At 61.6% G+C, this 14,745-nt stretch carries 12 protein-coding genes; 7 read left to right on the top strand and 5 right to left on the bottom strand.

Going from position 1 to position 14,745, the window contains the following annotated elements; translation table 11 throughout:
- The first annotated feature begins 48 nt into the window (after positions 1-48).
- Positions 49-1,173: a DNA polymerase III subunit beta gene (gene dnaN / locus BMZ66_RS01355; RefSeq protein ID WP_092668204.1), complete on the top strand. Its 1,125-nt coding sequence runs from the start codon at positions 49-51 to the stop codon at positions 1,171-1,173.
- Positions 1,174-1,328: 155 nt separating this feature from the next.
- Entirely contained in the window at positions 1,329-1,664 is a 336-nt protein-coding gene (gene gldC / locus BMZ66_RS01350; protein ID WP_092668203.1) for a gliding motility protein GldC, read from the top strand.
- Positions 1,665-1,758: 94 nt separating this feature from the next.
- On the opposite strand, the gene BMZ66_RS01345 is transcribed toward gldC, so the two are convergent.
- From BMZ66_RS01345 to BMZ66_RS01325, 5 genes are all read right to left on the bottom strand, one after another.
- Entirely contained in the window at positions 1,759-2,301 is a 543-nt protein-coding gene (locus BMZ66_RS01345; RefSeq protein WP_092668202.1) for a DUF4890 domain-containing protein, read from the bottom strand.
- Positions 2,302-2,439: 138 nt separating this feature from the next.
- On the bottom strand, positions 2,440-2,979 hold the full coding sequence (gene dcd / locus BMZ66_RS01340; RefSeq protein ID WP_092668201.1) for a dCTP deaminase: 540 nt from the start codon (positions 2,977-2,979) through the stop codon (positions 2,440-2,442).
- Positions 2,980-3,127: 148 nt separating this feature from the next.
- Positions 3,128-4,012 (bottom strand): hypothetical protein, encoded by an 885-nt coding sequence (locus BMZ66_RS01335; RefSeq protein WP_092668200.1) that lies wholly within the window; start codon positions 4,010-4,012, stop codon positions 3,128-3,130.
- Between the two features lie 129 nt (positions 4,013-4,141).
- The gene (gene hemL, locus BMZ66_RS01330) at positions 4,142-5,437 is read right to left on the bottom strand and encodes a glutamate-1-semialdehyde 2,1-aminomutase (RefSeq protein WP_092668199.1); all 1,296 of its coding nucleotides are present in this window, start codon (positions 5,435-5,437) and stop codon (positions 4,142-4,144) included.
- Positions 5,438-5,531: 94 nt separating this feature from the next.
- A complete protein-coding gene (locus tag BMZ66_RS01325; RefSeq protein ID WP_092668198.1) occupies positions 5,532-7,277 on the bottom strand; it encodes an ABC transporter substrate-binding protein in 1,746 nt (581 codons plus the stop codon).
- 193 nt (positions 7,278-7,470) lie between these two features.
- Between BMZ66_RS01325 and BMZ66_RS01320 the strand changes: the two genes are divergently transcribed.
- The 5 genes from BMZ66_RS01320 (at position 7,471) to BMZ66_RS01300 (ending at position 14,729) form a co-directional block, all read left to right on the top strand.
- A complete protein-coding gene (locus BMZ66_RS01320) occupies positions 7,471-8,991 on the top strand; it encodes an NADP-dependent isocitrate dehydrogenase (RefSeq protein WP_234794936.1) in 1,521 nt (506 codons plus the stop codon).
- A gap of 220 nt (positions 8,992-9,211) precedes the next feature.
- On the top strand, positions 9,212-9,880 hold the full coding sequence (locus tag BMZ66_RS01315) for a TetR/AcrR family transcriptional regulator (protein ID WP_092668197.1): 669 nt from the start codon (positions 9,212-9,214) through the stop codon (positions 9,878-9,880).
- Between the two features lie 56 nt (positions 9,881-9,936).
- Positions 9,937-11,643 carry a peptidase domain-containing ABC transporter gene (locus BMZ66_RS01310; protein ID WP_092668196.1) on the top strand — a complete coding sequence of 569 codons (1,707 nt, stop codon included), beginning with the start codon at positions 9,937-9,939 and terminating at the stop codon, positions 11,641-11,643.
- A gap of 120 nt (positions 11,644-11,763) precedes the next feature.
- A complete protein-coding gene (locus BMZ66_RS01305; RefSeq protein WP_092668195.1) occupies positions 11,764-13,149 on the top strand; it encodes an HlyD family secretion protein in 1,386 nt (461 codons plus the stop codon).
- Between the two features lie 140 nt (positions 13,150-13,289).
- Positions 13,290-14,729 carry a TolC family protein gene (locus tag BMZ66_RS01300; RefSeq protein ID WP_177204545.1) on the top strand — a complete coding sequence of 480 codons (1,440 nt, stop codon included), beginning with the start codon at positions 13,290-13,292 and terminating at the stop codon, positions 14,727-14,729.
- Positions 14,730-14,745: the final 16 nt, after the last annotated feature.

Below are 14,745 nucleotides of genomic sequence, written 5' to 3'. Positions count from 1 at the left end.
CCCGCCGCGTATCTTTGCCCTCCCTCACCCAAAGCCTAGGCCTGCACCATGAAATTCATCGTCTCATCTTCCGCGCTGCTCAAGCAGCTGCAAAGCATCAATGGCGTGGTTACGAACAACCCCGTGGTGCCCATTCTAGAGAACTTTCTCTTTGAGATTGAGGCCGGTAAGCTCACCATCACGGCTTCGGACCTGGAGACGAGCATGATTACGGAGCTGCCCGTGGAGGCCCGCGACACTGGCCGCATTGCTGCGCCCGCCCGCATCCTGCTCGACACGCTGAAGAACCTGCCCGACCAGCCCGTGACCTTCACGCTGGATGAGGAAACTTATACCATCGAAATCAGCTCGGCCAACGGCCGCTACAAGCTGGCTGGCGAAAACGCCGCCGACTTCCCCCGCGTGCCGGTGGTGAAGGGCTCGGCGCCGGTTGAAATGCCGTCGTCGTCGCTGGCGCGGGCCATTAACAAAACCATCTTCGCGGTGAGCACCGATGAGCTGCGCCCCGCCATGACCGGCATCCTGGTGCAGCTGGCCGACTCACAAGTAACCTTCGTGGCCACCGACGGCCATCGCCTGCTGCGCTACCGCCGCCAGGACGTGGGCGCCGGCCAAACCGCCAACCTCATCATCCCGCGCAAGGCATTCAACCTCCTGAAAGGCACGCTGCCTTCCGAGGCTACGCCGGTGAAGATGGAGTTCAACCAGAGCAACGCCTTCTTCTCGTTCAACCAGATGCGTCTCGTGTGCCGCCTGATTGACGAGCGGTACCCGGACTACGAAAACGTGATTCCGGTGAGCAACCCCAACAAACTCATCATCAACCGCGCCGAGCTGCTGAACTCCGTGCGCCGCATCAGCATCTACTCCAACAAGACCACTCACCAGGTGCGCCTGCGCCTGGCCGGCTCCGAGCTGGTGGTATCGGCCGAAGACTTGGACTTCAGCAACGAAGCCAAGGAAACCCTCACTTGCCAGTACGACGGCGAAGACATGGAAATTGGCTTCAACGCCCGCTTCCTGCTTGAAATGCTCTCCAACATCGACTCGGAGGAAATCACGCTGGAGCTGAGCACCCCCAACCGCGCCGGCTTGCTCATGCCCACCTCGGCCGACGAGAACGAGAACATCCTGATGCTGGTGATGCCAGTGATGTTGAACAACTACGTTTAGTCAATCAATTGTCTTTTTTGAACGTCATGTCGAGCGCAGCCGAGACATCTCGCTTCCGGTAGCATTCCTCTTTCACGATTGGATTACTGCTGCACGCGAGATGTCTCGGCTGCGCTCGACATGACGTTCTTCTTTATCGTTTCGATACACACAAGATGAAAAAATCAGAAATCCGCTTTAGCATTGCCCTCGACGAAAACAAGGTTCCCGAGGCCATTAGCTGGTCGGCCACCGATGCGGGGCCGGACATCCACTTCGCCAAGGCCATTAACATTGCCCTGTGGGACCGTGAGCAGGTAGGCACCATGAAGATTGACCTCTGGACCAAAGACATGCCGGTAGATGAGATGAAGCGCTTTTGCGTGGACAACATCGGTTCAATGGCCGAGAATATCGTGACTGCTACCGACGACAAGGAAATGGCCGCCAAGATGCGAGCCCTTTGCAAAGAGCTGTCGGATTACCTGGATAAGCAGGAGCAAACCCGGTAATTACCTGCTATTGAATAAGAACGAAAAGCCCCGCCAGACTGTGTCTGGCGGGGCTTTGATTTAAACTTATAGCCTGAGGCCTGCGCTGTCTTCCTTAGCGGGCGTTGCGGCCCAGGTTGCCGGCCGGCCGGTTGACGGGCGCGGTTTTAGCGGGGGCTATAACGGCATCGTTGGCGCGGGCCGGGGCCGGATTTTGCACGGATTCGGTGAGCATGATGCTAGCCGATTGCGAAGCGAAATCCTTGTCAAGCTTGTAGTAGTTGCTGCGGGCGCTGTAGTAGCTGCTGTACTGGTCGTTGCTGAGAACGGCCTGCAACTCCTGGTCGCGCTCTTTGCACACGCCGTTGCACTCCTCATCGATGAGCTTCGGGTTGCCGGCGTTCTTGCGCTCGATGGCAGCCATCTTGGCTACTTTATCAGCGTTGATGGCGCGGAGCTTAGCGGCCTGGTATCCGTTGAGGCGCAGGTCGCGCACCATCTGATTGCTCAGGCGGTCGGCTCGGGCCTGCACGGGGTTGAGGCGGGGGCTGGACTGGGTTTTGTCACGGGGCTCTACGGTCGAGGCCCGCGGGGCTTGCTGAGCGGAGGCGGCCCCGGCCAACAAAGCAAAGATTAAGGCTGCAAATGCGGTTTTCATAGTCGTCGTCGTAGGGGGTTGTGTAACACACTTACGCAAGGACCGAGCCAGTCGGAAGTGGCTCAGTTGCTTTCTAAAACGAAGAAAACCGCCTGCTGGTTCGGAATAATGCAGAGCATATAGCTGCGTGCCAATATGCTACCATTTATTTTTCCACATCATCGACTCGACTGGTTTGTCGGTTCGGTCGTTGTATTTAGCGCTCTGTTTGTGGTTGTACAACGTGGCAACGTCGCCCTGCACGGCAAAGTATATAAGCTGGCCAATGGGCATGTTACGGTACACCCGCACCGGCATAGACACGCTGATTTCCAGCGTCCAATGATTGCAGAAGCCTACATCGCCCTTGCCAGCGGTGGCGTGAATGTCGATGCCCAAACGGCCCACGCTGCTCTTGCCTTCGAGGAAGGGCACGGTGGCGTGGGTCTCGGTATATTCCTGGGTCACGCCGAGGTACAGGGTGCCGGGCTGCAGCACAAAGCCCTCGGTTTCGTGGATTTCGAAAGTGTCGATTTCGTTGTGCTTGCGCGCATCCAGCACGCCGTCGCGGTAGGTGGCGAGGTACGGGCCGAGGTGGACGTCGTAGGAATTGGTGCCCAGACAGCTGCGGTCGTAAGGCTCGATGATGATGGTGCCTTTTTCGATTTCCGCGAGAATTTGCTGGTCGGTCAGAATCATTAGAACTTGGTGGGGCTGAAAGTTAAAAGGCCGCTCTGTCCTGGAGAACGGTTTTGTGGGGTGGAGCTATTAGGAGTTGGGCCGTGGCGTTAGCGGATAGTCGGCTTGATTTTAACTCTGAACAACTTCGCCAAAGCCAAGTCAGGAGTTAGTCGTCGTCGCGTCGGGAAGGGCCGGTGGGCTCGTAGTCGTCTTCCTCGTCTTCTTCGTACCGGTCTTCGTGCAAGCCCTGCGAGCGGGTGGGCCGCAGGCGGCTCATCATGCTGCGGGGCTCGGGTTCGGGCTCCGGGTCGGCAGCAAGGTTGTTGATGCGGCGGTTCATGGTTGGGAGCACACTGCTGATGAGGTAAAGCAGCATGATGGTGCTTGTCAGGCTCAGCAGCAGCGTCACGTAGTCGACCCAGTCGTGCTGCGGGGCTACGCCCGCAGCGGAGGTGGCGGCCTGGCTGGTGAGCGGCCGGTCGTCGTCGGCAGCGGCTCCGGAGCCCTCGTCGTGGGTGGTGAGGGGCGCGGCCATGGGGGCCTCGGGCTGAGCGTCGACGTCGGCCGGGGGCACGGCGGCTACTTCCTCGGGGGCGCCGGAGGCATTGAACTGGGCCGTGGCCTGCTGAATCAGGCGCTGCTCGGCCCGGATGAGGGCCACCCGCTCGTCGCGCGGCAGGTTGTGAATGAAGAACTCAAAGTTCTTGTCGAGCAAAACTGAGTTGAGCTGTTTCTCAAACTCGGCCAGGGTGTTAGGACCGTTGCCATAACGGTTTTTGTAGCGCTCGGCCACGCCATTGTAGTTCATAAACAGCTGCCTCAGGGCGGTATTGGTGCCGAAGCCATCGAAGTTGCGGCGGGCTGCGGCGGTGCGCAGGGTGATGGGAAACTTACCGCGGGTGAACGACTTGTCGTACACCGTTTCCATGGTGCGGAAGTTCAATTCGTCGATGGTTCTATCGAATAGCCGCTTGTTGGCTTGCGCAGGTGTTTCGGCGTGGGCCAGCTGCCCCAACAGTAGCAGCAGAACAAGGAAAAACTGTTTTACCATGAAGCAAAGGTAAAGCGCGAGGTGCCGCGCGGTTAAAAAAGGTTTCGCTAAGGTCGGGTTTAATCAACCCTTAGCGAAACCTTTTTTAACCGCGCGGCACCCCGCACGATATTCCCGCGGCGCTTTAGGCTAGCCGTGTGCCTCTATCAACGATTCGCGGCAGGCCGTCAGGTACATTTCCACCAGGTCGTCGGTGATGGCCGTGGATATGAATAGGGCTTCGAATTGTGAAGGGGCCAGGTAGATGCCGCGGTTGAGCATGGCGTGGAAGTAGCGGCCGAAAGCAGCGGTATCGCACTGCTTGGCGTCCTCCAGGTTATTCACCGGCTGGCTGGTGAAGAACAAGCTGAACATGGAGCCTACCCGGTTGACGGTGTAGTTCAGGCCGAGCTCGGCCGCAATCTGGCGGGTGCCATCGGCGAGGCGGGCGGTGCTGGCGTCGAGGTCGCGGTACAGCTCGGGGTGCTCGTGCAGGTAGCGCAGCTGGGCCATGCCAGCGGCAGTGGCCATGGGGTTGCCCGAGAGCGTGCCGGCCTGGTACACCTTGCCGACGGGAGCCACGCAGTTCATGATGTCTTCGCGACCACCGTAGGCGCCCACCGGCAGGCCGCCGCCGATGATTTTGCCCAGCGTAGTAAGGTCGGGCTTGATGCCATAGAGCTCTTGGGCGCCGCCCTGCGCGAGGCGGAAGCCGGTCATTACCTCATCGAAAATGAAGACGATGCCGTGCTCGGTGCACAAGGCACGGAGGGCTTGCAGGAAGCCTTCGGCGGGCGCTACCAAGCCCATGTTGCCGACCACAGGCTCCAGGATGAGGGCAGCCACTTCGCCGGGATTAGCAGCGATGAGGGCCTCTACGGCGGGCACGTCGTTGTAGGGAGCGGTGAGGGTGTCCTGGGCAACGCCGCGGGTTACACCAGCCGAGTCGGGCTCGCCGGCGGTGAGGGCGCCGCTACCGGCAGCTATCAGGAAGGCGTCGCCGTGGCCGTGGTAGCAGCCTTCGAACTTGATGATTTTGGAGCGGCCGGTGTATCCCCGGGCCGCCCGAATGGCCGACATGCAGGCCTCGGTGCCGGAATTTACCAAGCGTACTTTTTCGATGCTGGGCACCATCTTCCGAATCAGCTCGGCCATGTCGACCTCGCGCCGGGTAGGCGTGCCGAAGCTGAGCGAGTTGGTGAGAGCCTGCGAAACGGCATCAAGCACCATTTGCGGTGCGTGCCCCAGAATCATTGGTCCCCAGGAGTTTATAAAATCAACGTAACGGTTGCCGTCAACGTCTGTGAGCCAGGCACCCTGGGCACTTTGCATAAAGACTGGCGAGCCACCCACTGAACGGAAAGCGCGCACGGGCGAATTGACTCCGCCCGGAATCAGCGTTTTGGCGCGTTCGAAAAGGGCGGAGGAAGTCGTGAGATTAAGCATGTAAGAATTTGATGGGAATTTATAGTAGAGAATGGCGGCGGCAGAGGACTCCCCTACCGACGGACGCGCCGCCCAGCCTGAACCGGGCGCCAGGTTAGCGCAGCAGCTGCAGCTCGAGGTTGGTGAGCTTGACAATGGGCACCACTTGGTTGTCGTGGGCGCCTCCCTGGTAGCTCTGGCCCTCAAACACAGCGCCCGCCACCGGGGGCGCGGTCACCAAACTGGGCTGGAAAGCCGGCCCATACTGAAACAAGGCCGACCCAAAGTATAACAACATTTCGAAGCCTTGGTTGGCATAAACCGACGGCGGCAGGCGCTGACGCTGCAGGTACAGCTGCCGGAAGCGGCGGAAGCCCGGGCGCTGCTCGTCGTAGTACTTGGGATGCACGAAGAAGACACTCGGAATGTTGAGCTGGCTGATTTCCAGCCGCGGGTTGTCGAGCCAGGAACCCGGGCACAGCAAACCCGGACGAGTGGCCGCGGGCTGCTGCTGTAACAAGCGTAAGGTGACAGGCCCCGTTCGACGGTTCTCCGAGGCCACCATCAAGTGGCCGGTATTGAGCAGGTCGAGGCCGGCAAATGCGGCATTGAGGCTCTCTTCCGCCTCTCCATTGAAGCGACGGACAGCGGCAATCTTGCCTCCCTGCGCTTCGAAGGTGGTGCGGTAGGCGGTGGCAAAGTCGGTATCGTCCTTGCCTTCTTCGTGCAGCAACACGCCGGGCCGGGCGGTACCAAAGGTGCTGATGGCGAACTGCGCAGCTACCCGCCCCTGGGTGGCCGCGCTGGGGCCATATAAATAATGCCAGGGGTTGTCCATCACCAAGTCGCCGTCTTCTGACAAAGGGTTGACGCACACAATCTGGTGCTCGCGGGCATAGCGGGCCAGCAGGCGGGCCCCCGACTTATACACGGGGCCAATAAGCAAATCCATACCCGCAAGCTCGGGCTGGGCCAGCACCTGCTTCAGGGTCAGGGTATCGGCACCGGTGTCATAGGCAAAAAGCTGGATGCTGCGGCCCGCGCGCTGCAAGCTGTCCTGGGCCAGGCGCAGGCCGGCGTAGAGGTCGGTTACAAACTGATTTTTGCGTTGGGTTTGCCAGCTGGGGTCGCTGAGCTCGAACGGGAGCAGCACGCCCACGTTGTAGCTGCTTTTTTTAGAAGCGCGGGGCGCCGGCGTGTAGCGGGCGCGGTCCAGGTTAAATTTGGCAATTAGCTCGTCGAGCTGGGGGCGGTCGGCTTCGGTGTAGGCACCGCCGGCCACGAGGCGGTCGGCGTAGGCGCGGGCCAGGGTGGCATCGGTGGGGTAGCGACGCAGCAGGCGCTGCCAGGTGCTACGGTCTGTGACGCGCGCCAGGTAGGCGGCTTTCATCAGCTCGCGCTCCGGCGTGAGGCGGGTGTCGGGCAGCTGGGCCAGGGTTTTGAGGGCCGTGTCGTAATCTCCTTGCTCGAACGAAACCTGGCCCTGTAGAAATAAGGCATCGGGCAGGTTGGGGTACGTGGGATACTCAGTCCGCAGCAGGTTGAGTAGCTGTTCGGCCTCAGACCAGTCTTTTAGGCGGGTGGCGGCCACTGCGGCTAAGTAGGCGGCATCGGCGGCTCGGGTAAACTTGGCGCGGGGCTGGGCCAGCGGCTCCAGGTCTTTGAGAGCGGCGGCGTAGTTGCCCTGGTCGAGCTGGGTTTTGGCAGCGCGGTAACGGGCGTCCTGCGCGGCCGGGGAAGGCGGGGTAGTGGCAGTGGCCGCCACTGGCGGTTTGGGCTTGCCCGGAACCTGAGCCCCAACGGGACCAACCAGCGCTAGAAACGCCGCAAAGCCGGCCAACAAATAGGAAACATGATTCATGCAGGAGGCAAATAGGGAAAACCTTGTACGGCGGTGCCGGTGCAAATGTACGGGGCACCCGGGCCAGCTGGGCAGCAAAAAGACGACAGCTATTTTTTATGATAGTAAAGCTCTCATATTGGAAAGCAAGCAATACATTTGCACCTGATAAACAATCAACCCTTCTCAAATTTCACCCCAAGGCCCTGCTCGCATGGAAACGATGCTCTCCCCTGCCCCCCAACAACCTGCCCTGGCAGCCCCCGCCCCCATCACGGTGGCCATGGGCGACGGCATCGGTCCGGAAATTATGACCCAAACCCTGCGCATCCTCAGCGCGGCCGGAGCCGCACTGGCCCCGGAGTTTATTGAAGTAGGCGAGCAGCAGTACCACGCCGGGCACAGCTCGGGCATTGCGCCCGAGGCCTGGGACTCGCTCCGCCACACGGGCGTGTTGCTGAAAGCGCCCATTACCACCCCACTGGGCGGAGGCTACAAAAGCCTGAACGTGACCTTGCGCAAAACCCTGGGCCTGTATGCCAACGTGCGCCCCAACCGTTCGCTGCACCCGGCCGTGGCCACCCGCTTCCCGAACCTGGACGTGGTTATCATCCGCGAAAACGAAGAAGACCTGTACGCGGGCATCGAGCACCAGCAAACCCCTGACGTGGTGCAGTGCCTCAAGCTGGTGTCGCGGCCCGGTTGCGAAAAAATTGCGCGCTACGCGTTTGAGTACTGTCGGCAGCACGGCCGCCGCAAGGTGACGTGCATGACCAAAGACAACATCATGAAGCTGACTGACGGGCTGTTTCATCGGGTGTTCACGGAAATCGGGCGCGAGTACCCCGACATCGAACAGGAGCACCAGATTATCGACATCGGCACGGCGCGCCTGGCCGACACGCCCGAGCGCTACGACGTGGTGCTGACCCTGAACCTGTACGGCGACATTATTTCCGACGTAGTGGCTCAGATTGCGGGTTCGGTGGGGCTGGCCGGCTCAGCCAACATCGGGGCGGGCGGGTCGTTGTTTGAAGCCATTCACGGCTCGGCCCCCGACATTGCCGGGCAGGACGTGGCCAACCCCTCGGGCCTGCTGCAGGCTTCCATTCTGATGCTGCGGCACCTGGGCCAAGGCAAAGTGGCCGACGTGGTAGAAAACGCCTGGCTCCGCACCCTCGAAGACGGTCTGCACACGGCCGACATCTACCGCGCCGGCAACAGCCGCGAGCGGGTGGGCACCACCGCTTTTGCCGATGCCGTAATTGCCCGGTTGGGCCTGCAGCCGGCGCACCTGGGCACCAGCCGCCCGGCTGCGCCGGCCCACGCCTCGCGCCCGCAGCCGGCCGTTGCTCTGCTGCCCCGCGTGCGGCCCCAGCAGGAGCTGGTGGGGTGCGACATTTTCCTGCTGGCCGACGGCGCCGTGCCCAACGAGCTGGGCCCCAGGCTCCAAGCCCTGGCCCAACCCGAGATGAAGCTGAAAATCATCACCAACCGCGGGGTGAAAGTGTACCCCGAAGGCCACGCCGAAACGTTCTGCACCGACCATTGGCGCTGCCGCTTTGTAGCCGCCACCTCCACGGCCGGAGCCGAGCCCCTCTACGTGCCCGTAACCTACCCGCAGGTGCTGGAGCTGCTGGGCCGCCTGACCGCTGCCGGCCACACCGTCATCAAGACGGAAAACCTCTACTTGTTCGACGGACAGCGGGGTTTCTCGCTGGGTCAGGGGGAGTAGAGATTAAATCGTCATTAAACTGATAACACCAGCAATTTTTTAGTGTTAGGGCAGCTATGGCCAGCCCGGCTCTCCAAGGCACAGACCACCGCCCTTATGGATTTAATCTCATTTTAAGGTCGTAACGCTGTTCTTTGTGGTTCTTTTGGCTGGTTACCTAGATTAGCTCCAACGTGCCCTTTCGCCTTTTCGCAAAGTCCTTAATGCATTTGCCCGCTTCATGACGCCAACCATTCGCCCTAGTCTAAACGACAACCTCTACCTGCGCGACCCGCAGGGCACAGAGCTGGGCCGCCGCATTGTAGCTGAGGGAATCAGACTCATCGACGACATCGGTTTCGAGCACTTTACATTCAAGAAGCTCGCCGCCGTGATTGCCTCGACCGAGGCCAGCATCTACCGGTATTTTGAAAACAAGCACCGGCTCCTGCTCTACCTCGTGTCGTGGCACTGGACCTGGCTGCGTTTTCAGATTCGCTTTCATACCCACAACGTGGCCAACGCCTCGGAGCGCCTGCGCCTGGCCCTGGGCGTGCTGTGCCACGCCCACCTCGACGACCAGGGCACGGCCGGCCTCGACGAAGCGGCCCTCTACCGCATTGTGGTGGCCGAGGCCAGCAAGGCCTACCTAACCAAGGAAGTGGATGCCGACAACCGCGTGGGCTTGTTTCGGGAATACAAGCAGTTGGCCGGCGACCTGGTGGTGATGGTGCAGGAGATTAACCCCTCCTACCCCTTCCCCCATGCCTTGGTGAGCACGCTGCTCGAAACCTCCCGCAAGCAGCTGTTTTTCGCGCAGCACCTCCCCTCGCTGTCCGACGCCCGCGAGCCGGCCGAAGGTCAAATCCTCCGCTTCATCGAGCACCTGGCTTTTGCGGCGCTGGCTTAGCCGGGCCCCAGCCCGACACACTCTCCTTCTTCTATTCGCCATCACCTTTTTCCTTCATGGCTACTACCTCTGATAATCACGCCTCCCACCTCACGCCCGTCCGGCGGCTGCTCCGGCTGCTGGGCGCTGAGCGGCGCGACATTACCTACCTCTACGTGTACGCCGCGCTGGCTGGCGTCATCAACCTGTCGTTGCCATTGGGGGTGCAGTCGGTGATTGGCTTCGTAACCAGCGGCGCGCTCAGCACCTCCCTCATCGTCCTGATTGGCTTTATTGTGGTGGGCACGCTGCTGGTGGGCGGCCTGCAGATTATGCAGCTTTACCTGGTCGAATTTATTCAGCAGCGGCTGTTTGCGCGGGTTTCCCTGGAGCTGGCCTTGCGCCTGCCCCGGGTGCGCACCGAGGCCATGGACGGCACTTACCTGCCCGAGCAGGTGAACCGGATGCTCGACCTGCCAACCCTGCAAAAAGGACTGGTGATTCTGCTGGTCGATTTTTCGGCGGCCGGCCTGCAGATTTTGCTGGGCCTGATTTTGCTGTCCTTCTACCACCCCATCTTCATTGCCTTTGGCCTGGTATTGATTTTCATCCTGGTCATTCTGCTGCGCGTAACCGGCCCCAATGGCCTGGACACCAGCCTTACGGAGTCGAAGTACAAGTACAAGGTGGTGGCCTGGCTTGAGGACGTGGCCCGCTCGCAGGGCACGTTTCGGCTGGCGCCGCGCCGGGGCTTGGTGCACAACCGCACCGACGACCTGGTGACTGGCTACCTCACGGCCCGCAAGGCCCACTTCCAAGTGCTGCTGACCCAGTACTTCGGGTTCGTGGCCTTTAAAGTGCTGGTAACGGCTTCGCTGCTGATTGTGGGCGCTGTGCTGCTCATCAACAAGCAGATTAACATTGGCCAGTTTGTGGCTGCCGAAATCGTAATTATTCTGGTGCTGAACGCCGTGGAAAAGCTGCTGGTGAAGCTGGACGTGGTGTACGACGCCCTCACCTCGGTCGACAAAATCGGTCACCTGCTCGATTTGCCGCTGAACCCCGAATCAGAAGTACAAGACCGAGTTGATACTTCCGCCAGCAACGAGCCCAAAAAGGCGGCCTCCGTGGAGCTGCGCCAGCTGAACTACCACTACCCCAACGGCGGGCGAGCCGCCGTGCAGGGCCTCAATCTGCGCCTGGAGCCCGGCCAGCACCTGGGCCTGGCAGGCCCCGACGGCTCGGGCAAAACCAGCCTGCTGCGCCTGCTGGCCGCCCAGCTCGACGGCTACACCGGCGTGATTGCCTACAACGGCACGGCCCTGCGCGACATTGCGCCCGAGCGCCTGGCCCGCCTGATTGCCGACACCCTGCCCGGCCAGGAGCTGTTCAGCGGCTCGGTGCTCGAAAACCTCACGCTGGGGCAAGATTACCTGCACGTTGAGGAGGTGGCACCGGCCCTGGCCATGGTCAACCTACGCGACGAACTCTACGCCCTGCCGCAAGGCCTGGCGACGGAAGTCGGCCCGGCCTCGCCCCTGCCCGACAGCACCCGCCAGAAACTGGTGCTGGCCCGCGCCTTGCTCTACAAACCGCAGCTGCTGCTACTCGATGGCCTGCTGCCCGCCGTGTCGCCGGCCGAGCGCTACCAAATACTCGACCGCATTCTGGACCCCGTGCACAACTGGACGGTTATTGTGGCCACCGGCGACGAGGCCGTGCTCAAGCGCCTGCCCCACACCCTGCGCCTGGAGAGCGGCCGCGTCATCTCCAACTCGGTGTAAGGGAATCGGGATGGTGCTGACGGTTGGATGAGAGATTCTCGCAACCGCCAAGCACCCTCCAGCCTTGCAAATTCTGCCCGAAGCACCTGCTTCTCCACAGTCAAAAATTAACTCTTCCGCATGCCTTTCGTCGAAAACCTTCACACTGACACCCACCCGCAGAGCCGGCGCTTTCGCTCCCTGCGGATGGTGCAAACGCCCAAGGCCGGGCGCACGTTGGCGCGCTGGGGCGCCACGCTCGGGTTGCTGGTGTTTGTGGCGGGCTTCGTGCCCTGGACGCAGAACATCCGCTCGCAGGGCCGCCTCACCACCCTGCGCCCGCAAGACCGGCCCCAAACCGTGCCCAGCACCATTGGCGGCCGCATTCAGCAATGGTACGTGCGCGAGGGCCAGCTGGTGAAAAAGGGTGATACGCTGGTGCAAATCGCCGAAATCAAGGAGAAATACTTCGACCCCGAACTGCTGGAGCGCACCCGCGAGCAGCTCGAAGCCAAGATTGCCTCGCTGCGCGAAAACGCCGCCAAAACCGTGGCCCTGGGCGGGCAGCAAACTGCCCTGCGCCAGGGCCTGCAGTTCAGCCTGAGCAAGGCCCGCAACAAGGTGTCGCAGGCCCGCCTGAAGGTGCAATCCGACTCGGCCCAGGTGCTGGCCCAGCGGGCTGACTTTGCCATTGCCACCCGCCAGCAGGAAGCCCAGGAAAACCTGTACCGCCAGGGTCTGAAGTCGCTCACCGAGCTGGAAGCGCGCCGCCTGAAATTCCAGGAAAGCCAGGCCAAGGTGCAGGACGTGCAAAACAAGCTCAGCATCTCGCGCCAGGAGCTGACCAACGCCATCATCGAGCTGCAGTCGCTGCAGGCCGAGTACACCGATAAAATCTCCAAAAGCGAATCGGACCGCCGCTCGGCTACGTCCTACCAGTTTGACACCGAAGGCCAGATTGCCAAAATGCGCAACGAGCTGGCCAACCTCAGCATTCGGGCCGGCTACTACTTCATTCAGGCCCCGCAGGACGGCTACGTGGTGCGCGCCCTGAAAGAAGGCCAAGGCGAGATTGTGAAGGAAGGTGAGGACATCGTGACCATGATGCCCTCGACGCCCCAGCTGGCGGCCGAGCTCTACGTCAAGCCCATGGACATTCCCTTGCTGCGCGTGGGCCGGCAGGTGCGGCTGCAGTTCGATGGCTGGCCGGCGCTGGTGTTCACGGGCTGGCCCGGCACCAGCTTCGGCACCTTTGGCGGCACGGTGGCCGTCATCGACAACATCGACTCGCAAGGGCAGTACCGCATTCTGGTAATCCCCGACAGCACCCAGGAAGCCTGGCCGAAGCCCCTGCGCGTGGGCTCGGGCGTGTACGGCTGGGCCCTGCTCGACGACGTGCCCATTTGGTACGAGCTGTGGCGGCAACTCAACGGCTTCCCGCCCGACTTTGTGGGCGAGCCCGAGCCCGAAAAGAAAGCCGGCGGCAAAGAAAAGAAAGCCGACAAAGGCGGCAGCAGCGAAGAGTAGAATAATGGTTACGGCGCGGTAGAAAGGAGTGAAAAACAGTGCAAGGCCTTGCCTGTTTCCTCTTGCCTTCCGTGTAAAACACCCTCCAATAATACAGAAGTAAACCACCCGTGAGTAAGCTGAATCAGGTCCTCAAAAGCGTGCTTCGACCCATCGCCCTTGTGCTGGCGCTGGCCGGGCCCTTGTGCGCGCAAACCAGCCCAGCAGCGGGAGACTCGGCCGTATTTGGCCTCAACGATTTTTACCGCTTCGTAACCGAGCGCCACCCCGTGGCCCGGCAGGCGGGCCTCTTGCCCGAGCGGGCACAGCAGGAAGTGCGCCAGGCCCGGGGCGCCTTCGACCCCCGGGCAGAAAGCAAGTTCTACGGCAAAGAATTTGACGGCAAGTCGTATTTCTACGACTGGGACAATGCCCTCCGCGTACCCATCTGGCTGGGCGGCATCGACCTGCGGGCCGGCTACGAGCGCGGCGTGGGCACCTACGTCAACCCCCAGGAATTTACCTCGCCGGCGGGCCTGAGCTACGTGGGCATTTCCGTGCCGCTGGGCCAGGGCTTTCTGATAGACGAGCGGCGTGCCGCCCTGCGCATTGCCCAGGCCATGGTAGGCCTGGCCGAAGCTGAGCGTCGGGCCGCTCTCAACAAACTCATTCTGACCGCTACCAAAGACTATTGGGAGTGGAGCCTGAGCTACCAGCGCTACCAGTTGCTGCGCAACAACCGCGACCTGGGCCGGGTACGTTTTGAGGCAACCCGCGAGCGGGTGCGCCAAGGCGACCTCGCGGCCATCGACTCGGTAGAAGCCCTCACCGAGCTCCAGAACCGCGAAACGCAGCTGGCGCAGGCCCTAGGTCAGTGGCAAAACGCCACCCTCATGGTTTCCAACTACCTGTGGGACCAGAACAGCCAGCCCCGTGAGCTGCCCGCCACGGCCCGGCCGCAGCTGCTGCCCCCGCCCCTCACCTGGCGCGACTACCCCCGCGACTCCCTGCAGCAGAACCTGGGCCAGGCCCAGGAGTTTCATCCCGACCTGCTGAAAACCCGTGCCAAGCTCGAGGGCCTGGGCATTGAGCGCCGGCTGGTGCGCAACAAGCTGTTACCTAAGCTCTCGCTCGATGCCAACCTGCTGCACGGCGGCCAGCCCTTCTCCCTCGAAAGCCGCTCGCCCTCGACCTACGCTGGAGGCTACCTCGCCAACAACTACAAGGTAGGCTTCAGCTTTGCGCAGCCCTTGTTTCTGCGCCAGGAGCGCGGCAAGCTGCAAGTCAATGCCCTGAAAATCCGGGAGGCCGAGCTAGGCCTTGAACAAGATGCCCGCTTCGTGCAAACCGCCGTCCAGATGAACGCCAACGAGTGGCAGGCCCTGGTGCAGCAGCTGCGCATGCAGGCGCAGGCCGTGGAAAACTACCAACGCCTGCGCGACGGCGAGCAAATCCGCTTCGAAAACGGCGAAAGCACCGTGTTCCTCCTCAACTCCCGCGAAGCCTCGCTGGTAAATTCCCGCCTCAAGCTAGCCGAGTTGCAAGCCAAATACGGCCAGGTGCAGGCCGGCCGCGTGTTCAGCCTGGGTGGGTTACTGTAGAGGACGCGCACGCTTT

This window comes from Hymenobacter arizonensis, assembly GCF_900115775.1.
GTDB classification, from domain to species: Bacteria; Bacteroidota; Bacteroidia; order Cytophagales; family Hymenobacteraceae; genus Hymenobacter; species Hymenobacter arizonensis.
Note: the sequence above shows the minus strand (reverse complement) of the source record. Positions and strands in the feature narration are given on the sequence as shown.

What these genes read in the sequence shown, in the direction of transcription:
- BMZ66_RS01305 (WP_092668195.1), top strand. Translation starts at nt 11,764, where the DNA reads ATGCCTTTCGTCGAAAACCTTCACACTGACACCCACCCGCAGAGCCGG.
- dnaN (WP_092668204.1), top strand. Translation starts at nt 49, where the DNA reads ATGAAATTCATCGTCTCATCTTCCGCGCTGCTCAAGCAGCTGCAAAGC.
- gldC (WP_092668203.1), top strand. Translation starts at nt 1,329, where the DNA reads ATGAAAAAATCAGAAATCCGCTTTAGCATTGCCCTCGACGAAAACAAG.
- dcd (WP_092668201.1), bottom strand. Translation starts at nt 2,979, where the DNA reads ATGATTCTGACCGACCAGCAAATTCTCGCGGAAATCGAAAAAGGCACC.
- BMZ66_RS01310 (WP_092668196.1), top strand. Translation starts at nt 9,937, where the DNA reads ATGGCTACTACCTCTGATAATCACGCCTCCCACCTCACGCCCGTCCGG.
- BMZ66_RS01320 (WP_234794936.1), top strand. Translation starts at nt 7,471, where the DNA reads ATGGAAACGATGCTCTCCCCTGCCCCCCAACAACCTGCCCTGGCAGCC.
- hemL (WP_092668199.1), bottom strand. Translation starts at nt 5,437, where the DNA reads ATGCTTAATCTCACGACTTCCTCCGCCCTTTTCGAACGCGCCAAAACG.
- BMZ66_RS01345 (WP_092668202.1), bottom strand. Translation starts at nt 2,301, where the DNA reads ATGAAAACCGCATTTGCAGCCTTAATCTTTGCTTTGTTGGCCGGGGCC.
- BMZ66_RS01325 (WP_092668198.1), bottom strand. Translation starts at nt 7,277, where the DNA reads ATGAATCATGTTTCCTATTTGTTGGCCGGCTTTGCGGCGTTTCTAGCG.
- BMZ66_RS01315 (WP_092668197.1), top strand. Translation starts at nt 9,212, where the DNA reads ATGACGCCAACCATTCGCCCTAGTCTAAACGACAACCTCTACCTGCGC.
- BMZ66_RS01335 (WP_092668200.1), bottom strand. Translation starts at nt 4,012, where the DNA reads ATGGTAAAACAGTTTTTCCTTGTTCTGCTGCTACTGTTGGGGCAGCTG.